The sequence below is a fragment of the Streptomyces sp. NPDC001410 genome (assembly GCF_042895235.1).
Classification (GTDB): domain Bacteria; phylum Actinomycetota; class Actinomycetes; order Streptomycetales; family Streptomycetaceae; genus Streptomyces.
On sequence record NZ_JBIAWE010000001.1, the window covers coordinates 463227 to 487777 of the forward strand.

Here is a 24551-nt window from a genome sequence, read left to right on the forward strand (position 1 = left end):
CGACATCGTTGCCTGCATCGTGAAGGCCGAACGAGGCGAACCCCGGCATTCCGGGACGGTGATGACAAACGCGTCGCGGTCGGAAGCGGTCTGACGGCGCGTCCGCCAGGAGGGCAGGAGATCAGGGGCCAGGAGATCAGGAGGTCAAGGGGGCAGGGGATCTCAGGAGACCCGCTGTCCCTTCCCCAGGGCGATCACCCCGCCCTTGGAGACGGTGTACAGCTCGGCGTCCCGCTCCGGGTTGACGCCGATCGTCGCGCCGGGCGGCACCTCGACGTTCTTGTCCAGGACGGCACCGCGGACGACCGCACCCCGGCCGATGTGCACGTTGTCGTGCAGCACCGAGCCCTGCACGACCGCGCCCGGGTCGACCCGGACCCCCGGCGACAGCACGGACCGGGTGACCTGACCGCGGATCAGGCAGCCCGCGCTGATGATGGACTCGCTCGCCATGCCGCCCGCGTTGAAGCGGGCCGGGGAGAGCTGGTTGGAGTGGGTGTAGATGGGCCACTGCCGGTTGTAGAGGTTGAAGGCGGGCCGCTCGGCGATCAGGTCCATGTGGGCCTCGTAGTAGGCGTCCAGGGTGCCTACGTCCCGCCAGTAGCCCTGGTCGCGGCTGGTCTCCCCGGGCACGTGGTTGGCGCTGAAGTCGTACAGCTGTGCCTCGCCGCGGCCGGTGAGCTGGGGCAGGATCGAGCCGCCCATGTCGTGCACCGACTGGCTGTCCTCGGCGTCGCGTTGCAGCGCCTCGATGAGGGCCTTGGTGGAGAAGACGTAGTTGCCCATCGAGGCGAACACGCACTCGGGGTCGTCCGCCAGCCCGGGCGGGTCGGCGGGCTTCTCCAGGAAGCGCTCGACACCGATGCCGTCCGAGCCCGGCGTGATCACCCCGAAGGAGGAGGACTCCGAGCGCGGCACCCGGATGCCCGCCACCGTCACGCCCGCGCCGCCCTCGATGTGCTGCTGCAGCATCTGCCGCGGGTCCATGCGGTAGACGTGGTCGGCGCCGAACACGGCCACGTACTCGGGCTGTTCGTCGTGGACGAGGTTCAGCGACTGCAGGATCGCGTCGGCGCTGCCCAGGTACCAGCGCGGGCCGAGGCGCTGCTGGGCCGGGACCGGGGTGACGTAGTTGCCGAGCAGGCTGGACATCCGCCAGGTGGTGGTGATGTGCCGGTCCAGGGAGTGGGACTTGTACTGGGTCAGCACGCAGATGCGCAGGACGTCGGCGTTGACGAGGTTGGACAGGACGAAGTCGACGAGCCGGTAGGTGCCGCCGAAGGTGACGGCTGGTTTGGCGCGGTCCGCGGTGAGCGGCATCAGGCGCTTGCCCGCTCCGCCCGCCAGAACGATTCCGAGAACCGAAGGTCCACCACGACGCATGGCCGCTCCCCTCACCCTGGTTGAACCATGGCTGCCCCGAACAGACCGGACTAGGCCTGCTTGAGGATCTCCTCGTACAGCCCGGCGGTGCGCCGGGCCACCGCGTCCCAGCCGAACTCGCCCACCGCACGGTCCCGTCCGGCCTCGCCCATCCTTCGGGCCGTCTCCCGGTCGCCGAGGACGGCGTCCAGTGCATGGGCGAGGCCCGCCTCGAAGTCGTCGTCCACGTCGACGAGGAGGCCCGTGCGACCGTCCTCGACGACCTCGGGGATGCCACCGACCCGGGAGGCCACCACGGGTGTGCCGCACGCCATGGCCTCCAGGTTGACTATGCCGAGGGGTTCGTACACCGACGGGCAGACGAACACGGCGGCGTGCGTGAGGAGTTGGATCACATCCGTGCGCGGCAGCATCTGCGGGATCCAGAACACTCCCTCGCGGACCCGGCTCAGCTCCTCGTACAGATCCCGGAACTCGCGGTCGATCTCCGGGGTGTCGGGTGCTCCCGCGCACAGCACGACCTGTGCGCGCGGGTCGATCTCCCGTACCGCGCGCAGCAGATGGGGCACGCCCTTCTGGCGGGTGATCCGGCCGACGAACAGGACGTACGGGCGGGCGGGGTCGAGGCCGGTGCGGATGAGGGCGTCGGTGCCCCGGTTCGGCCGGTAGAGCGTCGTGTCGATGCCGTTGTGCACGACGTGGACCTTCGCCGGGTCCAGCGTCGGATAGCAGGCGAGGATGTCCTCCCGCATGGCTCCCGACACGGCGATCACCGCGTCCGCGGCCTCGACCGCGGTGCGCTCGGCCCAGCTCGACAGGGCGTATCCGCCGCCCAGTTGTTCGGCCTTCCAGGGCCGCAGGGGCTCCAGCGAGTGGGCGGTCATCACGTGCGGGATGCCGTGGAGGAGCTTGGCGAGGTGGCCGGCGAGATTGGCGTACCAGGTGTGGGAGTGGACGAGCTCGCGGCCTTCCAGGGCGGCGGCGATGGAGAGGTCCACGGAGAAGGTGCGCAGCGCGTCGTTGGAGCCGTCGAGGACGGTCCAGGGGCGGTGGCGTACGACACCGACGCCGCGCCCCTCGCCCCAGCAGTGCACCTCCAGGTCCACCAGGGAGGTCAACTCGCGGGCGAGGAACTCCACATGGACGCCGGCGCCGCCGTACACGTCCGGGGGGTACTCCCGGGTCAGCAGTCCCACACGCACCCGACAACCCCCTTGCCACGGCGGCACGTTCCCTTCATGGTCACCCAGAAGCGGCCTCCGGGGAAGAGCGCGGCGGGCGGGTGAAGCAGCAGTCGCCGCAGACTCCGCCGCCGGGGACGCGGTAGTACAGGCAGCAGCTGCGGCGGCGGAAGGCCGTGCCGCTGCGGGTGCCGGTGGTGCGCAGGAGGGGGTGGGCGAAGAGTTCGCCGGTGAGGCGGCGGGCCCGGTCCGCCACCTCGGTACGATCCCTCGCGCGGGCCCAGCGGTCCAGCTCGCGGGCGGCTCCGGCGAGCGCCGAGGCGGCGTTGCCCCACAGCAGGCCGGCGGCGACACCGTAGCGGGCTCTCAGGGTCTCCCCTAGGGGTTCGAGATGGCCGTGCAGCACGGTGTCCGCGAGCGTCGCCGCGTCGCCCGGCAGCGGGCGCACCTCGGTCAGCCACAGGTCGTCCGGGGCGGTGGCGGCGGCGTCCCAGCGCAGCAGGCGCGGATCGAGGTCGGGCAGGAGGCCGTACAGGGCCGCACAGGCCAGGGCCGGGGACCACAGGCGGGCGGCGAGTCCCTGCTGGCTGATGGAGGCGGCGACCCGCGGCTCGGTCGTGCGCAGGCGCTGCCCCACTGTCTCGACACGGAAAGTCAGCTGATTTCCATAAACATCCGATGGCCCCGCTTCATAGGTCTCCGCGAGCGTCGGCAGGGGCTCGGAAGCCGGCTCCGGCACCGCTCCGACGGTGCGGAGGACGAAGAATCCGCCGAGCGGGCGGAGGGCGGCGAGTTCGGGGTCGAGGTCCACGAGGAGCACTAGTACCAGGCTTGTTCGCGGCGCGGACCCCGGGGTGTCCACCCGCGGTCACCCCTCTTGGGGATGATCGCGCGGTCGGCGTACTCCATCGGTAGTAGGACGCATTGCGTGCTCAGGTACGACGACGGGAAGAGACCCGAGCGGGCAGAGTGTCGACCATGGAAGCCGACCGTACGCCGCGCCGGACCCGGGGGTCCCGGCTCACGCAGAGGAGCTGCAGATGAGCGCCCTGGCGTTGTCCGTGCTCCTGTCGTTCGTCTCCGCCGTCGCCTACGCCGGCGGAGCGATCGTGCAGGAGCAGGTCGCGGTGTCCTCCCCCGACGGTTCGTACATGCCACTGCGCCGGGCCGGCTGGTGGGCGGCGCTGACACTCAACGGGCTCGGCGGCGTGCTGCACGTCGTGGCGCTGGCCTACGGCCCGCTCAGCCTGGTGCAGCCGCTGGGCGCGCTGACCATCGTCTTCGCCCTGCCCATGGCGGCGCTCTTCGTCTCCCGCAGGGCCGGGGCGGCCGCCTGGCGCGGCGCCATCATGGCCACCGTGGGCCTCGCGGGCCTGCTGTCCCTGGTCGGCACGTCCGACGCGCACTCCCTCGACGGCGCCCAGCGGACGGCCGTCGCGCTGGTCACCGGCGGAGCGGTCGTGGCGCTGATGATCGCGGGCCGGGCCGTGCACCGGCACCCGGCCGTGCGCAGCGTGCTGCTGGCCACCGGCTCCGGCATAGCCTTCGGCATGTCGTCCGTGTTCACCAAGACCGTGGCGGTCGACTGGGACAGCGGGATCAGCCTCGGCGACCTGCCCTCCCTCGCGGTGATCGCAGTGTTCGCGACCGCCGGCATCATGCTCTCCCAGGCCTCCTACCGGGGCGGCGGCCTCGCCGCGCCGCTGGCCACGCTGACGGTGGTCAACCCGGTGCTGGCCGCCGCGGTCGGCATCATGATGTTCGGCGAGACGTTCCGCTACGCCTCCACGGGCACCGTGCTCGCCCTGGGCTGCGGCGTGGTGGCCGCGGGCGGTCTCATCCTGCTGACGACGGAGCGGCTGGAGCCCGCCCCGGCGGCGGAGCCGGTCGCGGAGACGGGGGCCGGCGCCGCGGAGGTGCTCGGGAGCGTGCCCCGGCAGCGGTCGGCGGCGGAACCGTCGGAGGCTGGGAAGGACGGGGAGGCCGGAGAGGCCGGGGGCGATCCTGCCGCGGAGGACCTGGGCGTGCCCGACAGCTCCCTCCTCCCGGACGTGCCCGCCCTCCCGGACGTACGTGCCCTCCCGGACATGCCCGCCTTCGAGGACGTGCTCGTGGCGGCTCCGGACGGCGGTCGCGAAGGGCGCGGCGGCGTCATACCGGCCGTCTACGCCCTCCCCGCCTCGTACCTCCCGCTGTCCGCCAGCTTCCACATCCCGGTGCCCGTCGTGGAGCGGCACCGTACGCGGGTCACATCCTGACGCCGCCGGCCCGGAGATAGGCGACCGGGTCGATGTCCGAGCCGAAGCCGGGCCCCGTCCGCACCTCGAAGTGCAGATGCGGGCCCGTGACGTTTCCGGTGGACCCGGAGCGGCCGATGCGCTGGCCCGTGGACACGCTCTGCCCGGCCCGCACGGAGATGGCGGACAGGTGGGCGTACTGGGTGTAGCGCCCGTCGGCGTGCCGGATCACCACCTGGTAGCCGTAGGAGCCGCCCCAGCCCGCGGCGACCACGTGTCCGGCCGCCGCCGCGTGGACGGAGGTACCGGTCGGCACGAGGAAGTCGACGCCGGTGTGATAGCCCTTCGACCAGTGCGACCCGGCCACGCGGTAGCCGGTGCCGATGCCGCCGTGCACCGGGGCGACGAGCGAGTGGCCGCTGCCGTGGCTCGGGCGCTGGTGCGTCTTCTTGTCCGAAGGGGCTTTCCGCTTGGGAGACTTGGACTTGCCGTCGGTGTGCGTGTCGGGCGCCGGGGAGGCGGCGCTGCGCAGGCTGAGCCGCTGGCCCGGCAGGATCAGGTCGGGATCGGACCCTATGGCGGCGCGGTTGCCCGCGTACAGCCGGCGCCAGCCGCCCTGGACGTGGTGCTCGCCGGCGATGCCGGAGAGCGTGTCGCCGTGCACCACCGTGTACATCTCGGCCTTGCCGGCACGGGACTGCGGGGTCGTCTGCGGCTGCACGTCCGGCACGGAGCCGGTCCTGCCGGTCTTCGCCGGGCGGGTCGCGGCACTGTCCGTGTGCAGCTCGGGCGCTTCGCCGCCCCGGGTCAGTCCGGCCCGTACCGAGCACACCGGCCAGGCGCCGGGCCCCTGCCCGTCCAGGACCTTCTCGGCGACGGCGATCTGCTGGTCCCTGGTGGCGAGGTCGGCGCGCGGCGCGTACCGGGTGCCGCCGTAGGCCTCCCAGGTGGACAGGGTGAACTGCAGCCCGCCGTAGTAGCCGTTGCCGGTGTTGATGCTCCAGTTGCCGCTGGACTCGCAGGCGGCGACCTTGTGCCAGGTGGACGCGTCGGCCGCGTCTGCGGTGCCGGCGGCGACCAGCGGGATGGCGAGACCGGCGCCGCCCGCCGTGACCGTGAGTGAGGCGCGGTTGATCCTGTTCGGCTGGTACCGGCGATGCCGGCCGCGTACGGCCATGTCCGAAATCCCCTCGGCATGCGTCAGGAGCGGCAAAAGTAAGCGCCGCGAACAGGCCATGACAAGACGGCAAATCAGCCGCATGCCGCTCCCAAGTGGCCGGGAACGGGCCTTCCTTGGCGAGTTCGGCGGCGAGCGACGGCGGCACTGAGGAGACGGGCGCCTTCCGTGCGTACACATGCGTGGCGGGTCGGATGTGCGCTCGCCGTAGCAGCACGTCAGGATGGGCTAGGGCCTGTCGTCACATTCCCGTCGTCCGCCCGAACGGCAGGCGGGAATGTGACGACAGGCTCTAACGGGCCCGTACTGACGGAGCCGTAGTCACGAGGCAGTTAGGAAGCAGGCGGTATGAGCACTTCAGCGCAGATCGGTGTTACGGGCCTCGCGGTCATGGGCCGCAACCTCGCCCGGAACTTCGCGCGCAACGGTTACACGGTCGCCGTGCACAACCGCACGGTGTCGCGGACGCAGGAGCTGGTGGAGGAGTTCGGACACGAGGGCGACTTCATCGCGGCCGAGACCGCCAAGGACTTCGTGGCGGCCCTGGAGCGCCCGCGCCGTCTCGTCATCATGGTCAAGGCCGGCGGCCCGACGGATGCGGTGATCGAGGAGTTCGCCCCGCTCCTGGAGCCTGGCGACATGATCATCGATGGGGGCAACGCGCACTTCGCGGACACCCGCCGCCGTGAGAAGGCGCTGCGCGAGCAGGGCATCCACTTCGTCGGCATGGGCGTCTCCGGCGGCGAGGAGGGCGCGCTGCACGGTCCGAGCATCATGCCGGGCGGCCCGAAGGAGTCCTACGACTCGCTCGGCCCGATGCTGGAGAAGATCTCCGCGAAGGCGGCCGACGGCGCGCCGTGCGTCACGCACGTGGGCCCCGACGGCGCAGGTCACTTCGTGAAGATGGTCCACAACGGCATCGAGTACGCCGACATGCAGCTGATCGGCGAGGCCTACCAGCTGCTGCGGGACGTCGCCGGGTACTCCCCCGCACAGATCGCGGACATCTTCCGCACCTGGAACACGGGCCGCCTGGACTCGTACCTGATCGAGATCACCGCCGAGGTGCTGTCCCACGTGGACGCGGCGACCGGCAGGCCGTTCGTGGACGTGGTGGTCGACCAGGCCGAGCAGAAGGGCACCGGCCGCTGGACGGTGCAGATCGCGCTGGACCTGGGGGTGCCGGTGTCCGGTATCGCCGAGGCCGTGTTCGCCCGGTCGCTGTCGGGTCACGCGGCGCTGCGGGCCGCCTCGCAGGGCCTGGCCGGGCCGAAGCCCTCGCCGCTGAGCGAGTCGGAGGCGGCCGCGTTCGCCGACCAGGTGGAGCAGGCGCTGTACGCCTCGAAGATCGTGTCGTACACGCAGGGCTTCCACGAGATCGCCGCGGGCAGCGAGGAGTACGACTGGGACATCGACCTGGGCGCGGTCTCCTCGATCTGGCGCGGCGGGTGCATCATCCGGGCGGCCTTCCTGGACCGCATCCGTGCCGCGTACGACGCCCGGGCCGATCTGCCGAGCCTGCTGTCGGACGACGCCTTCGCGCAGGAGATCGCCGCGGCGCAGGACGACTGGCGCGAGGTGCTGATCGCGGCGACCCGGCAGGGGGTGCCCACGCCCGGTTTCGCTGCGGCGCTGGCGTACTACGACGCGCTGCGTGCGGAACGCCTGCCGGCGGCTTTGACGCAGGGGCAGCGGGACTTCTTCGGGGCGCACACGTATCGGCGGGTGGACCGGGAGGGGTCGTTCCACACGCTGTGGGGTGGGGACCGGAGTGAGGTTTCCGCGTAGGGACGTTCTGTGCGCCTAATGGGGCGAGGGGAACTGTCGTCGCGCGAGTGCGGGTGCTTTGTGGCTGGTCGCGCACACGCGGCGGAGCCGCAAATCGACACAGCCCCGCGCCCCTTCGGGGCGCTGGATCCGCCCGGGGTTTTCAGGTGAGGGGTGGACCCGGTTCCGGGCTTGGTTCGGGTTCCGGGCCTGGGGGGATCGGGGACGGTGAGGGTTCCGGAGGGCCGGGGGCCGGTGGTGGGGTGGGCACCGGCGGTTCTACGGGCTCCGGGGCCGGGGCCGGGCCCGGTTCCGGGGGTGGGACGGGGGTCGGGTAAGGGTCCGGTGGAGTGGGGCCCGGGGCCGGTGGTGGTCCCGGGGATGCTGGATCGGGGTACGGGCTCGTCATCGGGGGCCTCCGAGCAGTCGCCGGCGTCGCCTGGACTACTCCCCGCGTACCCGGGGCCCGCTCGGCCACTCACCCGACGGCGGCGGGCGACGGGCCCGGGTGGCCGGATGGCGTCGGTGTGCTCAGAAGCGTCCGGGGTGGGCCCGCAGCCAGTCCTTCGCGGCCTCCAGCAGCTCCGGGTCGGCGGTCGGGGCCACGTCGGGGTGGCGCTCGGCCCACTTGATGACGTACGGGCACAGCGGGGCGACCGGGATGCCCTCGCGCTCGGACACCGCGTACAGCTCACGGGCCAGTGAGCCCGCGATGCCCTTGCCCTCGTGGGCGGGCTCCACGATGGTGTGGACCGGGACCAGGGCGCGCGCGGGTGACTCGAGGACGAAGTACTCGATGTGGCCGACGACTTCGCCGTCGCCGACGGCCTCCAGGCGGCCCGCCGCCCGGTCGTCACGGATCTCGAAGTCACTCATGGGTACGCGCACACTCCTGGTCCTCGTCCGCCGGTCAGGCCGAGACGGCCTGCGGGCTGCGCTCCTGGTCCGAGCCGGGCACCGGCTCGGACGGGTCGGCGCCGAGGGACACGATCCGGTTGCCGCCGTCGACATGCACGACCCGCGGCTTCAGCTCCCGCGCCTCGGCGTCGGTTACCTGAGCGTAGCTGATGATGATCACCAGGTCTCCGGGGTGCACCAGGTGGGCGGCCGCACCATTGATCCCGATGACTCCCGAACCGCGCTCGCCTTCGATGACGTACGTCTCCAGGCGGGCACCGTTGGTGATGTCGACGATGTGGACCAGCTCGCCGGGCAGCAGGTCGGCGGCGTCGAGGAGGTCGGCGTCGATGGTCACCGATCCCACGTAGTGCAGGTCGGCCTGGGTGACGGTGGCGCGGTGGATCTTGGACTTGAACATGGTACGAAGCACGAAGAAACTCCCGATTCGTCTGCTCCCTGCCTGCCTCTGCAGGTCAAGGGCGGTCTCCGGAGGCTACCTCGTTTCGCATGTCCGGTCAGCTGTCGCCGGGTGTTCGAGGCCTCACACCGACCCGCCCGGCATCCGTCGCGCGGCGGAATTCCGAAGACGCTGGTGAACGCGTCGTCGAGGTCTGCCGCCCCGAGCGCCCGCGCTGTCCGCCGAGCATCGTATGCCTGGACCGGGTACGGGTCGTCGTCCGCGCCCGCGGAGAGAGCCGGCGCGCCCAAGTCCCCACCGGGCCGGGCACGACGCCGGTCCATTGGGGGCTCGCGCGACCCCGGTTGTCGGACGGAACCACGACGGAACCTCAGGAACGGTGATCGCATGAGCGGAAGTCCGACGAGGACGCCTCCGGCAGCACGGGTTCCGCACCGTCCGGGCAGCCCTTGTCCGCGCTCGGCCACGATCGGGCCCACCTGCTTCGCGTGTTCCGCGACCGTCTGCTGACGCAGTGCGCGCCGGGACTCGGCAGCCGCGGGCTTGATGCGGGTGGGCTCGACTCCCGGTGGATCGCGCGCACTTCGCGCCGTTGCGGCGGTTCCGGGACGAGAGGCGCCGGGTCAGCGGCTCTCGGGGGCGGCGATCTGCCGCTTGAGGATCTTGCCGGTGGGCCCCTTGGGCAGAGCGTCGACGAGCCAGACCTCACGCGGGTACTTGTAGGCCGCCACACGCTCGCGGACGAACCCCCGCAGCTCGTCCGCGTCCGCCGCTGCGCCCGGGCGCAGCGCGACCACCGCGGCCACCTCCTCGCCGAGGGAAGGCTGCGCGATGCCGATCACTGCGGCCTCGGCCACTGCGGGGTGCTCGTACAGCACCTCCTCGATCTCGCGCGGGTAGACGTTGTAGCCGCCGCGGATGATGAGGTCCTTCTTGCGGTCGACGATGTAGTAGTAGCCGTCCTCGTCGACGCGTGCCAGGTCGCCGGTGCGCAGCCAGCCGTCGACGACGGTCTCGGCGGTCGCCTCGGGACGGTTCCAGTAGCTGGCCATCACGTTGTGGCCGCGGACGCAGAGCTCGCCGACGCCGTCGACCGGGTCGAGGAGGCACATCTCGACACCCTCGACGGGCGTGCCGACGGAGCCGGGCTTGCGGGGACGGTCGGGGTGGTTGAAGGAGGCGATCGGGGAGGTCTCGGACATGCCGAAGCCCTCCAGGATCGGACATCCGAAGGCGGCCTCGAAGGCGCGCAGCAGCTCGACGGGGAGGGAGGCGGCGCCGGAGATGCACCTGCGCAGCGAGCTCGTGTCGCGTTGCTCCGCGCTGCGCTCGTGTTCGGCGAGTATGGCGGCGTACATGGTCGGCACGCCCTCGAAGACGGTAACTCGCCGCTCGTCGATGGTGCGCAGGGCCTGGCCCGGGTCGAAGCGGGCGAGCAGGGTGAGTCGGGCACCCGCCGCCACGGCGGCGTTCATGGCGCAGGACTGTCCGAAGGCGTGGAAGAGAGGCAGGCAGCCCATCACCACGTCGTCGGGGGTGAGCCGGAGCAGGGTGAGCCCGCCGATCTCGGCGTTGCGGGCCACGTTGGCGTGGGTGAGCATGGCGCCCTTGGGCGCGCCCGTGGTGCCGGAGGTGTAGAGGACGACGGCGAGGTCGTCGTCCTTGCGCGGGACGGCCGCTGTCGGGTCCGGGTGCTCGGCCAGCAGCGTCTCCAGCCCACCGGGCACGATCGGCACCACAGGGGTTCCGGTGTCGTCGGCGCCGGCCCGGGCCTGGTCGGCGACGCCGTCCCGGGCCAGGAGCAGCGCCATGCCGGAGTCGCACACCTGGTGGGCGATCTCGCGCGGCTTGAGCAGGGGGTTCATCGGCACCACGACGGCACCGGCGCCCAGCACGCCGTAGTAGAGGACGGGGAACTCGAGAAGGTTGGGCAGCATCAGGCCGACCCGGTCGCCGGGGCCGACACCACGGGCGGCGAGGAGTGCGGTGGTACGACCGGCGAGGGTTGCCAGCTCGGCGTAGCTCAGCCCTTGTTCGCCCAGCTCGACCGCGCGGCGGTGGCCGTGCTCGGTGGCAGCGCGGGCGAGGAAGTCGTTGAGGTTCATGAGGGGATCGGTTCCTGATCAGCCGCGGAGTGCGGAGGCGAAGACGGCGGGCAGTCGGGTGATACCGGGTGCGGTGGTGAAGCCGGTGACGCGTTGCAGGGTGGTGCGCCCGGTGCGGTTGGTGACGAAGTACGGGGGGCGGGGCGAGAGTGACGGCGAGCCGGTGAACAGGCCACGCGAGGCGGGCGCGAAGGGCGCGCGCACCACGGTCTTCTCGACGTCCTCGAGCATGAAGGCGTTGTTGACGAAGCCGATGCCGCTGCCGATCGCCTGCCGGGTGTTGCCCGGGTAGGCGCCCCAGGGCGTGTAGCCGAGCAGGAAACCGACGGCGGACCAGCAGTTGACGCCCAGGGTGCCGTAGCGCAGCTCGGCGATGGCCGACTCCACCACGGCCCGGTGGGCCCGCTCGGTGGCCGGGTGGACGATCAGGGTCGCGCCGAGCGTGCCGGGGAGGGTGCCGTTGGCGAAGTCGACGGCGTTGCCCAGGAACTCGGCCGGGGTCTCGCCGGGCAGGCGTACCACGCCGAGGGCGCTGGCGAACACCTCACTGCTGAGCAGCACGTCATCGTGGTCGGCGATGTCCGGCACCAGCAGCCGGCCGCCGTCGCCGTAGCTCTCGGTCTCCGGATGTGCCGCGCGGACCGCGGCCAGCCGCCGGTCGGCGCCGGGGTAGTAGTCGCTGCGGGCCGGCAGGGTGCGCAGCACCGTGCGGATCTCGTCGAGCAGGCGCTCGGTGCCGGCCCAGGAGCGGGGCAGAACCAGCACCTGGCTGGCGATGCAGTTGTGGCCGGAGTTGTTCATCTTGCTGGTGACGATGTGCTCCGCCTGGAAGCGGAAGTCCGCTGCGCTCCACTGTCCCGGCACCACGATGCACGGGCTGACTCCCCCCAGCTCGCTGGTGAACGGCTTGTCGACCAACGGCTGGTCGTCGTGGCGGCGCTGCTCGGCCTGGTCGTCGGTGCCCCACATGATGGCGTCGTGGGTGCGGTCGCTGCCGGTGACGTGGATGGAGTCCACGCCGTCGTGGGTGGTGAGGTACGCGCCCTCCGCGGGGCCGCCGTCGACGAACCGCAACCAGCCGCGCTCGGTGAACTCGGCGAAGATGCGCTCGAAGTGGGGCCGCAGATAGGCGTTGACCGGGTTCATCTTGGCGACGACGACCTGGCCCTCGGCGTACAGCTTGTGCAGGATGTCGACGGCGGTCAGGGCGGCGACGTTTCCCGCGCCGAGGACCAGCGCCACCCCGGCCGGCTCCGGACGGCCGCGGTGCAGTCCGGCCGCCCGGTGGCGCACCTGCTCGGCGGTGGTGCCCGCCCCCATCCGGACCTGGGCCGAATAGCCACTGAGCAGCAACCGGTCCCAGCCGGTGGCGGGGAAGACGTCCACCCAGGTACGGCCGCCGTGCTCGTGGACCGCCCGCGCGGGCAGCGGGTCCTGGCCGGCGGCGATCCGCCGCAGTACCCGGAGGCGGGCGCTGACGTTCTGGGCCAGCGCCCACGGGCCGCCCGCCCAGTCCTCGGCAGCCCAGGGGGAGTCGGGGCTGTACCCCTTGGCGCGGGCGCCGGCCGCGGCCAGCTCGGCCGCGGCGGCGCGGATCCGCGGCATCAGCCGCTCCAGCAGGCCGATCCGCTCGGCGAGCGGTGCGGCGGCCCAGGACGCGGCGTTCTCCCGCAGTTCGTGCAGGGCCCGGTCGAGGGCGGAGGTGTCGAGGGTGGTGCTGTTCACGTCACTCCTTGGTGGCGGACAGAGGGAACGGAGTGCGTCATGCAGCCAGGCGGCGTGCGTCGCGGGCCGGGTCGATCAGGGTGACGGCAGCGGTACCGCCGATCAGCAGGAGTGCGCCCACGAGCAGCACGGCGTGCCGGTAACCGGCCGTGCCCTGGGTGTCGACGAGGTGGCCGGTCAGGACGGGGGCGACCAGGCCGGCCGTCGTGACGACGGCGGTCATCAGGCCCAGGGCGCCCCCGCGGCGCCGACCGGGGACCACTTCGGCCACCGAGGTCACCGCCACGCTCACCATGAGCCCGGGCAGGCCGAACCCGACGATCAGCAACACGACGGCGAGTGCTCCGCCCGCCAGTCCCGACAGGCCGAGACAACACAGGGCGCACACGATCAGCGTGATGCCGCCGACGCGGGCGCGGGCCCAGCGGCTGCGCACGCCGCGGCGCAGCAGCCATCCGGTCAGTCCGGCCTGGCCCAGCATGGCGACGCCGTTGACGGCCCAGAGCACAGCGACCAGGTTCGCCGCGGCGGTGTCCGAGTAACCCAGCCCGTCGCGCAGGTAGGAGGGCACCCACACCAGCGCCAGCGCCGTCAACCAGTAGGTGCTGAAGAAGGCGACCGTGCTGCCGATCCAGCTACCGGTGCGGAGGATGCGCAGGTAGGGGGCGTCGGCGGGGCCCGGGTCGCCGGCCTCCGTAACGGCATTCACGGGGGTGTCGGCCGCGTGGCTGCCGTCCCGGCCGAGGGTGGCCCAGACCGCGGCCCAGACCACGCCCACGGCCGCGACCAGGCCGAAGGCGGCGCGCCAGCCGTGGTGGTGGATCACCCAGGTCAGCCCGGGGGCCGCCACCACGACGCCCAGGGTGGTACCGACGCTGATCAGGGAGCCGGGCAGGTTGCGCTTGTGGTTGGGGAACCAGGACAGGGCGCTGTGCTGGGCGACGGGGAAGGCCGGCCCCTCCGCGGCCCCGAGGAGGATCCGGGAGGCGACCAGCACGGCCACCCCGCCGCCCAGTGCCATGGGTAGCTGGGCGACCGACCACAGCAGCGCCATCCCGAGCAGCAGCCACCGCGGCCGTACCCGGTCCGCCAGCAGCCCGACCGCCGCGCCGCAGACGGAGAACAGCAGGAAGAACGCGCTGTTGGCCAGTCCGAAGGAAGTCGCCGACAGGCCGAGGTCACGGCGGATCGAGTCGGCCGCAAGGCCCACGACGGACTTGTCGGCGAAATTGACCATCATGAAGACCACGAGCAACCCGGTGACGATCCACGCCCGTCGCCTGGAGTGGGGTCCTGGTAGGGAGAGGTCGGTGGTTCTGACGGGGGCGACGTCGTTGTCGGTCACGATGGCTCCGGGAAGGTGACTGTTGCGGACAGGAATCGGACGGGGCTCGGACGAGCGGGACGCCGGCGATCGTGATGCGCCCGGGGTGCCTTGGTCGGTCATCCGGCAGGGGCCACCGAACGAGGACGAGGCTCCATCTGCGTGGCCATCGGCCGCCCCGGCTCGTTGATCGGCAGTGTGGCGTGGTGGGCCGGGTTCACCACGGGATGGTTCCTTTTCGAGCGCTGGTCAGTACGGATCACAAGCGGCCACGTCGGTGTCGGCATGAGCCCCGCGAGGTGCGCCCGCCATCACCATCGCGAAGAACCCTGCGGTGGGTCTTGCCTTGGGGTGCCGACAATTTGGCTTCGCGCGACACCGTGTGCCGGTGGCGCCGCGCTGTGCGGGGCAGGACGGAAGGGATCGCACGACCATGTGCGACCGCACGGTCTGCCACCCCGACATTGTGCGCGTGCACAGTGTCACTCCCCGCTCGGCTGCTTAGGCTTTTCCGAAATGCCCTGGCGACGACGTCCCGCGCCGGTCGAGGCCGCCTCCCCGCGCTGTCCACAGCGGTCTCGACGGCGTGGCCCGGCACCCCGCAGCCGATACGGAGCCGCAGGTCGGTGCCGGTGGACCACAGTGGCCCGATGAGGAGGTACGGTCGCCGATGAGCCGAGAAGCAGCTGTCGCGCAGGGCCCTGGGCCGGGCCGCTCCACCGGCGTGCATGGCGAGAGCCGGGCCTGCCGGCCGAACCGCCCGCACACCGCCGCAGGACATGGGCTGGTCCGCGGTTCCGCGCTGAGCGAATTCCGTGAGCTGGTCACGGAGTTGGGCGGCGCGCCGGACGAGCTGCTCCACTCCGCCGGGATCGAGCCCGTGGCGGCGGGCCGGTACGAGGAGTACCTGCCCTTTCGGCGAGTCATGGAGGTGCTGGAGGCCGCCGCCGAGAGCACCGGCACACCGGATCTGGGGCGCAGGCTGGGCCGGCGGCAGAGTGCAGACATCCTCGGACCCGTGGTACCCGCCGCGCGCACCGCCCGTACCCTCGCGGAGGCGGTCGAGGTCTTCAGCCGCTACCTCGGAACCTACTCCACGGCCTGCTCGCTCCGGCTGGTCCCCCGACCCGGCGAAGGCCTGGCGTTTGTGGAGTTCCGCAGCACCCTCGGCCGGCGGTGGATCCATCCCCAGGGAGCCGAGGCGATCCTGGCGCGTGCGCTGACGGTGCTTCAGTTGCTGGCCGGTTCGTCCTTCCGTCCTGTCGACATCCACGTTCCGCACCGCCCGCTGACGCCTCAGGCGGACTATGAGAGCGACTACTCCACCACGGTGCTCTTCAACCAGCCCCGGCCGGGCTTCACCATCAGCGCCGCAGACCTGGGCCACCCCCTGGAGCACGACCCGGTCGCCCACCGCGTGCTCGTGGAGCACCTCGCCGACACCACCCCGCGGAACAGTGCCTGCCTCGTACGCCCGGTCACCGAGCTGGCGGAGCAGATGCTGCCCAAGGGAGTGCCTACCGTCGAGGACATCGCCGTCCGCCTGGGTCTGCACCCGCGCGCCCTGCAACGACGCCTCTCAGCGGAGGGGTTGTCCGTCACGGACCTGGTCGACGTGGTGCGTCGGGACACCGCCGAGCGGCTGCTCGCGGAGACGGACATGGCATTGGGCCGGATCGCCCGCCGGCTGGGCTACGCCGAGCAGAGCGCCCTGTCCCGTGCCTGCCGGCGCTGGTTCGGCATGACGCCCTCCGCCGTACGGCGCACGGAGCGGCAGAGCGGGACGTCCGAGACGGCGGCAGCGCACGCTTGACGTGGGCCACCCCGACTCGCAGCTCCGCAGCTGCTGCCCGCCGTCACGCGCGTCCGCGCCGGGGTCCGCGGAGGCCGTGGAACCGGTGCTCGGTTCACGGAGGGGGCGCGCGCCGGAGGGGCCGGCGTTGCCGTTGCCGAACAGCTTCCGCCCCGATGAGGCGGCGCTCACCGCGGCAGCGCCCGGCTGCCGAGGCGGTGGAGGAGTTCCAGGGCGAGGGACACGGCCAGGCGGCGCTCGGTGACCCGGTATCCCAGGAGCGTTTCGGCGCGGGCGACCCGGTGCAGCACGGTGTTGCGATGGGTGTGCAGTCGCTCGGCTGCCCGCGGGGCGTTTCCGCCTTCGTCGAGGTAGACCCGCAGGGTGGACCGCAGAGTGAGGTGCGTCGGGTCGGCGCCGCACAAAGGCCCCAGGGTGGAGGTGATGAACTCCGCCATGCGCTCCTCGTTCTGGCTGACGAGGGCGACGGCTTCGATCTCGTGGTAGGCGGTGAGCTGCTCTCCGTCGGGTGTGCCGACGAGGAGCCGCTGGGCGGCGAGCGCAGCGGCGTGGCTGCGTCTGAACCCGATGACGCCGTCGCGGAGCGGTCCGAGGACCGCGCGAACCCTGGGAGCCGCGTGGGCCATGGCATCGCGGAGTTCCTGCCAGTCAGGTTCGTGGCGGACGGGAAGCCAGGCCCACAGCGTGCGCGTGCCGGCAGGCAGGGTGAGGGGCGGCCGTGAGCAGGCCGCCGTGGAGAGGGTTCCGGCAGCTTGCTCGAGCATCCCGTGGACCTCGCCCGGCGGATCGGACCACAGCACCGCGGCGACGTGCCTTCCGGTGAGGTCGTAGTTGAGCTGCCGGCCGGCTCGTTCGGCGCTGATGGGGGCTCCGTCGAGAAGGAGCCGGATCGTCTCGGCTCTCCGAGCCAGTGCCCCGGAGAGCAGGTCCTGGCGTTCCTGCTGCATGCGCGTGATGACGGCGTCCAGCACACGGTCGACGTATTCGTACATCAGGGCCGAGGACACCTGGAGCACCTCGACCAGGTCGCCGCGGGACGGGATGGCGGCGGCCGCGAGGTCCATCCACCGCCGCCATGCCACGTTCTGGCCCCTGCGATAGGACTGCACGAGGGCATCGAGTTCGGCGCCACGGCGCACCAGCGTCCGGGCCAGGTCGAGGGTCTCCAAAGGTGCGTCCCGGGAGACCGGCTCGCCGGGACGCACCTGCATGGCGGTCAGCCAGCGCAGCACGTTCGCCCGGCTGCTGGCCCGGCTCTCCGCGGCCAGCGTCGGGTCCTCGGCCAAGATCGGGGCCACCTCGAAGATGGCCGCGTCAATGTCCAGGAGGAGGGCGTCGACCTCGTCGAGGAGCCGTCCGGCGACCAGCTTGATCAAGGACGCGATGTCCGAGGCGGCCGACTCCATGCCCTCACGGTACCCACACTGGTGCAGCGGCACAACGGACACTGCTGGTGCTGGGCAGCCGCACATCCTTCCGGTCTGTCGTTCCGGCTTAACGTATGGCCACACCTGTCGCGGGAGGCGCACAGCGGTCGCCAGTGACGACCGCTCGCGGACGAATCCCGTGGGGCGGCCTGCCGCAGTGGCTCCGCTCTTCCCCGGACGGTGGCCGCCCTCGTCTCTTCCCTCGGAGGCTGACCATGACAACTCCCGACGCCCCCCGTGACCACGGCCGGCCGCCGGAGGAGAACGAGCTCGACTACGACGTCGTCGTGGTCGGCTCCGGCTTCGGCGGTTCGGTGGCCGCGCTGCGCCTGACCGAGAAGGGCTACCGTGTCGCCGTCCTGGAGGCCGGCCGCCGCTTCACCGCCGCCGACCTGCCGAAGAACTCGTGGGACCTGCGCAACTACCTGTGGGCCCCCGCTCTGCGCCTCTACGGCATCCAGCGCATCCACCTGCTGCGCAACGTGCTCGTCCTGGCCGGCGCGGGCGTCGGCGGCGGCTCCCTCAACTACGCGAACACCCTGTACGTGCCGCCGAAGGCGTTCTTCAGCGATCCCCAGTGGGGCCACATCACCGACTGGCAGGAGGAGCTGGCGCCCTTCTACGACCAGGCGCAGCGCATGCTCGGGGTGCGTCTCAACCCCACGCTCACCCCTTCCGACGTCCATCTGAAGGCGGTTGCCGAGAACATGGGGGTGGGGTCCAGCTTCCATCTGGCACCGGTCGGCGTGTTCTTCGGGGACGGCGGGGACTCGGACTGCAGCCGCCGGGTGCAGCCGGGTGAGGAGGTCGACGATCCGTACTTCGGCGGCGCGGGACCTGCTCGCCGGGCCTGCACCGAGTGCGGTGAGTGCATGACCGGCTGCCGCCACGGCGCCAAGAACATGCTCACCGAGAACTACCTGCACCTCGCCGAGCGCGGCGGCGCCGAGATCCACCCGCTGACCACCGTCACCCGGATCAGGGAGGAGGGCGACGGCTACATCATCGACACCCGTCGCAGCGACTCCCGCAGGCGCGGGCAGCGCAGCTTCACCGCCCGCCGTGTCGTGGTCGCCGCAGGCACCTACGGCACCCAGACCCTGCTGCACACCCTCAAGGCACGCCGCGACCTTCCGCACATCTCCGACCGGCTGGGCCACCTCAGCCGGACCAACTCCGAGGCCATCGTCACCGCACAGACCACCGATCGCCGCTACGGACGCCGTGCCGACTTCACCAAGGGCGTAGCCATCACCTCCTCCATGCACCCGGACGAGAACACCCACATCGAGCCGGTCCGCTACGGCAAGGGCTCCAACTCCATGGGTCTGCTGGCCGTGCTCCAGGCCCCGGGCGGCGGTCGCGGCCCGCGCTGGCTGCGCTTCCTCGCCACCTCCGTCCGGCACCCGGTCCTCTTCGCCCGCTCGCTGAGCAAACGCCGCTGGTCGGAGCGGGCCATCATCGGCCTGGTCATGCAGTCCCTGGACAACTCCCTCACCGTCTCCCTCAAGCGCGTGCGCCGGGGCAAGGGCGTGCTGACCTCCCGCCAGGGCCATGGAGCCCCCAACCCGAGCTGGATCCCCGCCGCCGAGCAGGCCGCCCGCCTGCTCGCCGACGAGATCAACGGCTTCCCGGGCCACACCGTCGGTGAACTCCTCGACATCCCCTTGACCGCGCACTTCATCGGCGGCTGCCCCATCGGCGACAGCCCTGAAACCGGCGTGGTCGACCCTTACCACCGCCTCTACGGGCACCCGGGGGTCACCGTCGTCGACGGCTCCACCGTCTCCGCCAACCTGGGCGTCAACCCCTCCCTCACCATCACCGCCCAGACCGAGCGCGCCATGTCCATGTGGCCCAACAAGGGCGAACGCGACTCCCGGCCCGCCCAGGGCGAGTCCTACCGCTACACCCCTCCGGTCGAGCCGACCCGCCCCGTCGTGCCCCACACCGCCTTCGCAGCCCTGCGCCTCCCGCTCCTCCCCATGCCCACCGTCGGCACGGAGACCACCGACAGCCTCCACTGAGCATGTGGCTTGCCTGGCGCGAGAGCGTCGCCGATCAACTCACGTTTGACCACCACCGACCGAAAGCAGGAATCTTGAACGCGAGCGAACTCGACTGGGACGACCCGACCGACCTGAAGAACGCCACTCGGGGCCTGGTCGGACGTCTCGACCCGTGCATCATCCGTGATGCGACCGGCAGTGTCGTCTGGGACAACGAGCGGTGGTCGTTCCTGGAGCAGGACTGCCCGGAGACCGCCAACCCCAGCCTGTGGCGGCAGGCCCGGCTGAATGCCCTCGACGGCCTCTTCGAGGTCGTGCCGGGCGTGTACCAGATCCGCGGCTTCGACCTCTCCAACATGACCCTGGTCGAGGGCGACACCGGACTGGTCGTCATCGACCCGCTGATCAGCGAGGAGTGTGCCGCCGCCGGGCTCGCCCTCTACCGCAGCCACCGCGGTGAGCGGCCGGTCAGCGCCGTCGTCTACACCCACAGCCACCTCGACCACTTCGGCGGCGTGGGCGGCGTGGTGGACCGTCCGGACGTCACCGCCGGCCGCGTGCCGGTGATCGCCCCAGAGGGCTTCATGGAGCACGCGGTCGGCGAGAACGTCATCGCCGGGCCCGCCATGCTCGCCCGCGCCGCCTACATGTACGGCACGTGGCTGTCGGCCGATCCCGGGGGAATGATCGGTTTCGGCCTGGGCCAGGGCACCTCCAGCGGGCGCGTCGGCCTGATCGCCCCGACCGCGCTGATCACCCGCACCGGGGAGGAGATGGTCGTCGACGGGGTCCGGATGGTCTTCCAGCTGACGCCGGGCACCGAGGCGCCCAGCGAGATGAACTTCCTGCTGCCCGACCACCGGGTCCTGCTGGTGGCCGAGAACGCCAACCACACACTGCACAACGTGCTGACCCTGCGCGGCGCCGAGGTTCGCGACGCCCAGGCCTGGGCCGGATACCTGACGGAGACCGTCCAGCTCTTCGCCGACCGCGCCGAGGTGCTGATCGGCTCCCACCACTGGCCCACCTGGGGCCGCGTGGAGCTCACCACGCTCCTCTGCGAGCAGCGGGACGCCTACGCCTACCTCCACGACCAGACCGTACGGCTGATGAACCGCGGCCTGACCGCGACGGAGATCGCCGAGGAGCTGCAGGAATTCCCGGGAGACCTGGGCAGCGCCTGGCACGCCCGGGGCTACTACGGCTCGCTCAGCCACAACAGCAAGGCCGTGTACCAGCGCTACATGGGCTGGTACGACGGCAACCCGGCCCATCTGTGGCAGCTCCCGCCCGAGGAGGCGGGCCGGCGCTACGTCGACTTCATGGGCGGCGCCGAGGCCGTGGTGAAGAAGGCGCGCGAGTCCTTCGACGCCGGCGACCTGCGCTGGGTCGCGGAGGTGCTCAATCACGTGTTGTTCGCCGAGCCCGACCACGCCGGGGCCCGGGAGCTGCAGGCCGCGACCTTCGAACGGCTCGCCCACGGCGCGGAGAACGGCACTTGGCGCAACTTCTACCTCTGTGGCGCCCGCGAACTTCGCCAGCCTGCCGAGGCCCGGCGCGCCACGGCAGGCAGCTCCGGCTTGGCGATGGTCCCGGCCCTCTCCACGCAGCAGATCTTCCAGTCGTGGGCGGTCCGCCTCGACGGTCCGGCGGCCGCGGCCCACCGGCTGCTGCTGCGGTGGGAGTTCACCGACACGGCGGAGACCTGGACGCTGCTGCTGGCCAACGGGGTGCTCACCCCCATGCGCGGCGACGCCCCCGGCGGCGGGCAGCCGGACGCCGTACTCCGGCTGACCAGAGCCGAGTTCGACCGGGCGCTCATGGGCACGGCGGCCTTCGCCGCGGCCGAGTCCGCCGGAACGATCAGCGTCAAGGGCGACCGGCAAGCCCTGCCCACCCTGCTGAGCCTGTTGGAGGAGCCGTCCCTCACCTTCCCGATCGCCCTGCCCTAGTAGGACTCCGTCAGGTCTTTCTCGCTCTTGGCGGCGGTGTAGTGCGAGCCCGGCCTGGACTGCCTTCGAAGTGGTCCAGGCCTGATGTCGACCGTGGCAGGGGCTGGGGTGATGGAGAACCGGCCGGCTGCGCTGCAAGTAATGAGGGGTGCCGTCACTCGGAGAGGCCGGATGGCGAACGAGGCCATTTTTGGCAATCGTTACGTTTGTCAGGCTATAAAATTGCTGTAAACCCCTGGGGTTGAGGGTGGGCGCGGGAGTACGGTTCCGGCGCTCGGCAGTAGGAGATCAAGTGCGGCCGTAGGGGCGGCCGCGGCCTACGCCGAAGAAGCCGGAGACATCCATGCGTGGGTATTCCGCACGGCGCAGACCGCGCCGCGGGGCGGAGAGCGGCGGCAGAAGGACACTCGCCGCCGCAGCCGCCGCACTCCTGATAGCGGGGACGGGACCCGTCGCCGCGTTCGGGGCGAGCGACACGGACTCCAGCCGCCATGACGTGGCGGGCGAGGAGTCCCATGAACTGATGGAATCCCTCGACGCGTTCAACGAGCCGAGGCTCTCCCCCAGCGGCCAGATCGCGCCGGGCGCGTACGCCGACGCCTGGACGCACATCAAGAACATGCCGATCAAGGCCGGCAGTTGGTCCGAGGTCACCACCTCCCCGTACAACGAGGACGCGCTGCACTACCGGGACCAGTCGGCCTCCAACTCCGGTGGTGGTGCAGGCCACTCGGCGGGCCGTATCGCCGCTCTGGCCACCGACCCGACGCACCAGGGCGTGGTCTACGCGGGCGCCGCCGGCGGCGGCGTGTTCCGCTCCACCGACGACGGCAGAACCTGGACGCCGATCGCCGACCGGCTGCCCGCCCTGTCCGTGGGCGCCCTCGCGGTTGCCCCCGACGGCTCGCTGTGGCTGGCCACCGGCGAGGCCACCACCGCCTCCGACAACTACCTCGGCAGCGGCGTCTACCGTCTCGCGGACCCGGTCACCGGCACCTTCGGCGAGAGCGACAAGGTGGGCGGCACGGAACTGGACTCGTCCTCCATCCACACCGTCACCTTCGACAAGGCAGCAGGCTATGTCTTCGCGGCCTCCTCGCACGGCGTCTTCCGGCGCCCGCTGTCGGCCGGCCGATCCACCGCCTGGACGAAGGTCCTCGCCCCCTGCGCGGGCGTCGGCATCAGCAGCGTGAGCTGCGGGGTGGACGGCCACTACGCGGACATCGCCAACGACATCGCCGTACAGCCCGGCAGCGGCGGGAAGAAGCTGCTGGCCAACGTGGCCTGGCGCAGCGGCGCCGACTACAACGGCTTCTACTACTCCGACGACGCGGGCACCTCGTGGAAGCGCGCCAACCCGACCGGTGCGATCAACCCCGCCGAGATCGGCAACGCCGCCTTCGCCTACGCGGCCGACGGCAGCAGGCTGTACGTCTCGATGGAGTCCCCGAAGCTCCTCAACAAGGCCTCCGGTTCCGGCGTGTACTCGGTCCTCGCCGGCGTGTACGTCAGCCAGAGCGGCAACGCCGGCGGCTCGTTCAAGCAGATAGCGACCTCCTCGTCGCTGTCGACGAGCGGCTCGGCGATGAAGGTCAACGAGATCGGCACCGGCTACCAGCCCGGCTCCCAGTCCTGGTACGACCAGGTGATCGCGGTCGACCCGAGCGACCCTGACCACGTCTACCTGGGCCTTGAGGAGATGTTCGAGTCCCGGGACGGCGGCGCCACCTGGAAGTCGATCGGCCGGTACTGGAACTTCGGCATGCCGTGCTTCTCGTACGACCCGGCCGCGAACTCCTGCGACGGCGACGTGATGCACTCCGACCAGCACGCCCTCGCCTTCTCGCAGTGGAAGGGCAGCACGCCGGAGGTGTTCGTCGGCAACGACGGCGGCGCCTACGCCCGCCCCACCACGCAGACCACCGCCGGCTGGCGCAACCTCAACGAATCGGGCACCCTGCGCAACCTCCAGTACTACTCGGTGCGCGCGGGCAAGATGACCGACGGCAGCGGCGACGCCGTATGGGGCGGCCTCCAGGACAACGGCGTCTCGCTGCTCGCACCCAAGGGCGCCACCTACCAGGGTCAGCAACTCAACCCGGACGGCGAGATGGTCTCCCCGTTCGGCGGCGACGGCGGCGACCAACTGGTCAACCCCGCCAACGGCTGCCAGACGGTCGGCGAATACGTCGACCTCGCACTGCAGATCACGAACAACTGCGGCTACACCGCGAGCGACGACGGCTCCGAGGACGTGATCACCGACATCGCGCCGGGCGACCCGGGAGCCCGCTTCATCGCCCCGTTCAGCGCGGACGAGACCGACCCGAACAGCTACTGGGTCGCGGGCGGCCAGTACGTGTGGGGCAACACCAAAACCTGGAACAGCACCTCCGGCGCCGACTGGACCAAGCTCTACGACCTGGGCGCCGGCCACTCCGCCTCGGCGGTCGCCAGCCGCAACCACGTGACGTGGGCGGCCTGGTGCGGCCCCTGCTCCCGGGTCGACGGCTCCTTCGGGCGCGGCATCGCCACCAACTACGGCGGCACCTGGCACGAGGTGAACCTGCCCGCCGCCTTCCCGAACCGCTACATCTCCGGTCTGGCCATCGACCCGTCCGACGCCTCCGGCAAGACGGTCTACGCGGTGATCAACGGCTTCTCGCGGCACTGGAACGAGGGCCCCGGCGCGGGCTACGGCCACGTCTGGAAGACGACGGACGGCGGCACGACCTGGACGGACATCAGCGGCGACGCCTCGGCCGCGGACTCCTTCCCGGACGCCCCGGCCAACGCGGCGCTGGTCACCGAGGACGGCACCCTCGTGGTCGCCACCGACCTGGGCGTGTTCACCAGCACGTCGGCGGGCCACTGGGCGCGCCTGGGCACGAACCTGCCCACCTCGCCGGCGGTCTACCTCTCGCCGAGCCCGGACGGCAGCCGGCTGTACGTGGCCACGCACGGCCGCGGCATCTGGAAGACACCGACGCCGTAACGCGACACCCGGCCCTCCACGCTGTGCCCGGCATTGCCCGGGCACAGGGTGGAGGCCCCCGGACTGATCAGGGTGCCTGACGACAGACAAGTGTCCGCACGGTGGCCGTGCGACTCGTCGAGCGTTCGAAGCGTCGAG

At 71.5% G+C, this 24551-nt stretch carries 16 protein-coding genes; 6 read left to right on the top strand and 10 right to left on the bottom strand.

Going from position 1 to position 24551, the window contains the following annotated elements; genetic code table 11:
- Positions 1-162: 162 nt before the first annotated feature.
- From glgC to ACFY3C_RS02085, 3 genes are read right to left on the bottom strand one after another with little or no spacing between them, the layout of a single operon-like run.
- A complete protein-coding gene (gene glgC, locus ACFY3C_RS02075; protein ID WP_386576854.1) occupies positions 163-1383 on the bottom strand; it encodes a glucose-1-phosphate adenylyltransferase in 1221 nt (406 codons plus the stop codon).
- Between the two features lie 50 nt (positions 1384-1433).
- A complete protein-coding gene (glgA, locus tag ACFY3C_RS02080; RefSeq protein ID WP_390769356.1) occupies positions 1434-2585 on the bottom strand; it encodes a glycogen synthase in 1152 nt (383 codons plus the stop codon).
- Positions 2586-2625: 40 nt separating this feature from the next.
- Positions 2626-3375, bottom strand: a complete 750-nt coding sequence (locus ACFY3C_RS02085) for a (2Fe-2S)-binding protein (RefSeq protein ID WP_390769539.1) — start codon at positions 3373-3375, stop codon at positions 2626-2628.
- Positions 3376-3604: 229 nt separating this feature from the next.
- Between ACFY3C_RS02085 and ACFY3C_RS02090 the strand changes: the two genes are divergently transcribed.
- Complete coding sequence (locus ACFY3C_RS02090) at positions 3605-4822, top strand: DMT family transporter (RefSeq protein WP_390769357.1); 1218 nt, start codon at positions 3605-3607, stop codon at positions 4820-4822.
- Here the strand turns inward: ACFY3C_RS02090 and ACFY3C_RS02095 are convergent.
- Positions 4812-5978, bottom strand: a complete 1167-nt coding sequence (locus ACFY3C_RS02095; RefSeq protein ID WP_390769358.1) for a transglycosylase family protein — start codon at positions 5976-5978, stop codon at positions 4812-4814. The genes ACFY3C_RS02090 and ACFY3C_RS02095 overlap by 11 nt on opposite strands.
- Before the next feature lie 348 nt (positions 5979-6326).
- Between ACFY3C_RS02095 and gndA the strand changes: the two genes are divergently transcribed.
- Positions 6327-7766 carry an NADP-dependent phosphogluconate dehydrogenase gene (gndA, locus tag ACFY3C_RS02100; protein ID WP_386576858.1) on the top strand — a complete coding sequence of 480 codons (1440 nt, stop codon included), beginning with the start codon at positions 6327-6329 and terminating at the stop codon, positions 7764-7766.
- 510 nt (positions 7767-8276) lie between these two features.
- Here the strand turns inward: gndA and ACFY3C_RS02105 are convergent.
- The 5 genes from ACFY3C_RS02105 to ACFY3C_RS02125 all read right to left on the bottom strand — a co-directional run bounded on the left by ACFY3C_RS02105 (position 8277) and on the right by ACFY3C_RS02125 (position 14238).
- Positions 8277-8621 carry a GNAT family N-acetyltransferase gene (locus ACFY3C_RS02105; RefSeq protein WP_390769359.1) on the bottom strand — a complete coding sequence of 115 codons (345 nt, stop codon included), beginning with the start codon at positions 8619-8621 and terminating at the stop codon, positions 8277-8279.
- Between the two features lie 34 nt (positions 8622-8655).
- The gene (gene panD, locus ACFY3C_RS02110; RefSeq protein WP_386576860.1) at positions 8656-9075 is read right to left on the bottom strand and encodes an aspartate 1-decarboxylase; all 420 of its coding nucleotides are present in this window, start codon (positions 9073-9075) and stop codon (positions 8656-8658) included.
- A 611-nt stretch (positions 9076-9686) separates the two neighbouring features.
- The gene (locus ACFY3C_RS02115) at positions 9687-11168 is read right to left on the bottom strand and encodes a long-chain fatty acid--CoA ligase (RefSeq protein ID WP_390769360.1); all 1482 of its coding nucleotides are present in this window, start codon (positions 11166-11168) and stop codon (positions 9687-9689) included.
- A gap of 18 nt (positions 11169-11186) precedes the next feature.
- Positions 11187-12893: an aldehyde dehydrogenase family protein gene (locus tag ACFY3C_RS02120; protein WP_390769361.1), complete on the bottom strand. Its 1707-nt coding sequence runs from the start codon at positions 12891-12893 to the stop codon at positions 11187-11189.
- 37 nt (positions 12894-12930) lie between these two features.
- Positions 12931-14238: an MFS transporter gene (locus tag ACFY3C_RS02125; protein ID WP_390769362.1), complete on the bottom strand. Its 1308-nt coding sequence runs from the start codon at positions 14236-14238 to the stop codon at positions 12931-12933.
- A 649-nt stretch (positions 14239-14887) separates the two neighbouring features.
- On the opposite strand from ACFY3C_RS02125, the gene ACFY3C_RS02130 reads away from it, so the two are divergent.
- Positions 14888-16030 (top strand): AraC family transcriptional regulator, encoded by a 1143-nt coding sequence (locus ACFY3C_RS02130; protein ID WP_390769363.1) that lies wholly within the window; start codon positions 14888-14890, stop codon positions 16028-16030.
- 167 nt (positions 16031-16197) lie between these two features.
- On the opposite strand, the gene ACFY3C_RS02135 is transcribed toward ACFY3C_RS02130, so the two are convergent.
- Positions 16198-17436, bottom strand: a complete 1239-nt coding sequence (locus tag ACFY3C_RS02135) for a PucR family transcriptional regulator (protein ID WP_390769364.1) — start codon at positions 17434-17436, stop codon at positions 16198-16200.
- Positions 17437-17672: 236 nt separating this feature from the next.
- On the opposite strand from ACFY3C_RS02135, the gene ACFY3C_RS02140 reads away from it, so the two are divergent.
- From ACFY3C_RS02140 to ACFY3C_RS02150, 3 genes are all read left to right on the top strand, one after another.
- The gene (locus tag ACFY3C_RS02140) at positions 17673-19484 is read left to right on the top strand and encodes a GMC oxidoreductase (protein ID WP_390769365.1); all 1812 of its coding nucleotides are present in this window, start codon (positions 17673-17675) and stop codon (positions 19482-19484) included.
- Positions 19485-19558: 74 nt separating this feature from the next.
- A complete protein-coding gene (locus tag ACFY3C_RS02145; RefSeq protein WP_390769366.1) occupies positions 19559-21418 on the top strand; it encodes an alkyl/aryl-sulfatase in 1860 nt (619 codons plus the stop codon).
- A 343-nt stretch (positions 21419-21761) separates the two neighbouring features.
- On the top strand, positions 21762-24413 hold the full coding sequence (locus ACFY3C_RS02150) for a glycosyl hydrolase (RefSeq protein WP_390769367.1): 2652 nt from the start codon (positions 21762-21764) through the stop codon (positions 24411-24413).
- The last annotated feature ends 138 nt before the right edge of the window (positions 24414-24551 follow it).

Coding starts and splice junctions, on each gene's coding strand:
- ACFY3C_RS02090 (WP_390769357.1), top strand. CDS start 3,605: ATGAGCGCCCTGGCGTTGTCCGTGCTCCTGTCGTTCGTCTCCGCCGTC.
- ACFY3C_RS02130 (WP_390769363.1), top strand. CDS start 14,888: ATGAGCCGAGAAGCAGCTGTCGCGCAGGGCCCTGGGCCGGGCCGCTCC.
- ACFY3C_RS02150 (WP_390769367.1), top strand. CDS start 21,762: ATGCGTGGGTATTCCGCACGGCGCAGACCGCGCCGCGGGGCGGAGAGC.
- ACFY3C_RS02095 (WP_390769358.1), bottom strand. CDS start 5,978: ATGGCCGTACGCGGCCGGCATCGCCGGTACCAGCCGAACAGGATCAAC.
- ACFY3C_RS02140 (WP_390769365.1), top strand. CDS start 17,673: ATGACAACTCCCGACGCCCCCCGTGACCACGGCCGGCCGCCGGAGGAG.
- ACFY3C_RS02135 (WP_390769364.1), bottom strand. CDS start 17,436: ATGGAGTCGGCCGCCTCGGACATCGCGTCCTTGATCAAGCTGGTCGCC.
- gndA (WP_386576858.1), top strand. CDS start 6,327: ATGAGCACTTCAGCGCAGATCGGTGTTACGGGCCTCGCGGTCATGGGC.
- ACFY3C_RS02105 (WP_390769359.1), bottom strand. CDS start 8,621: ATGAGTGACTTCGAGATCCGTGACGACCGGGCGGCGGGCCGCCTGGAG.
- glgC (WP_386576854.1), bottom strand. CDS start 1,383: ATGCGTCGTGGTGGACCTTCGGTTCTCGGAATCGTTCTGGCGGGCGGA.
- ACFY3C_RS02115 (WP_390769360.1), bottom strand. CDS start 11,168: ATGAACCTCAACGACTTCCTCGCCCGCGCTGCCACCGAGCACGGCCAC.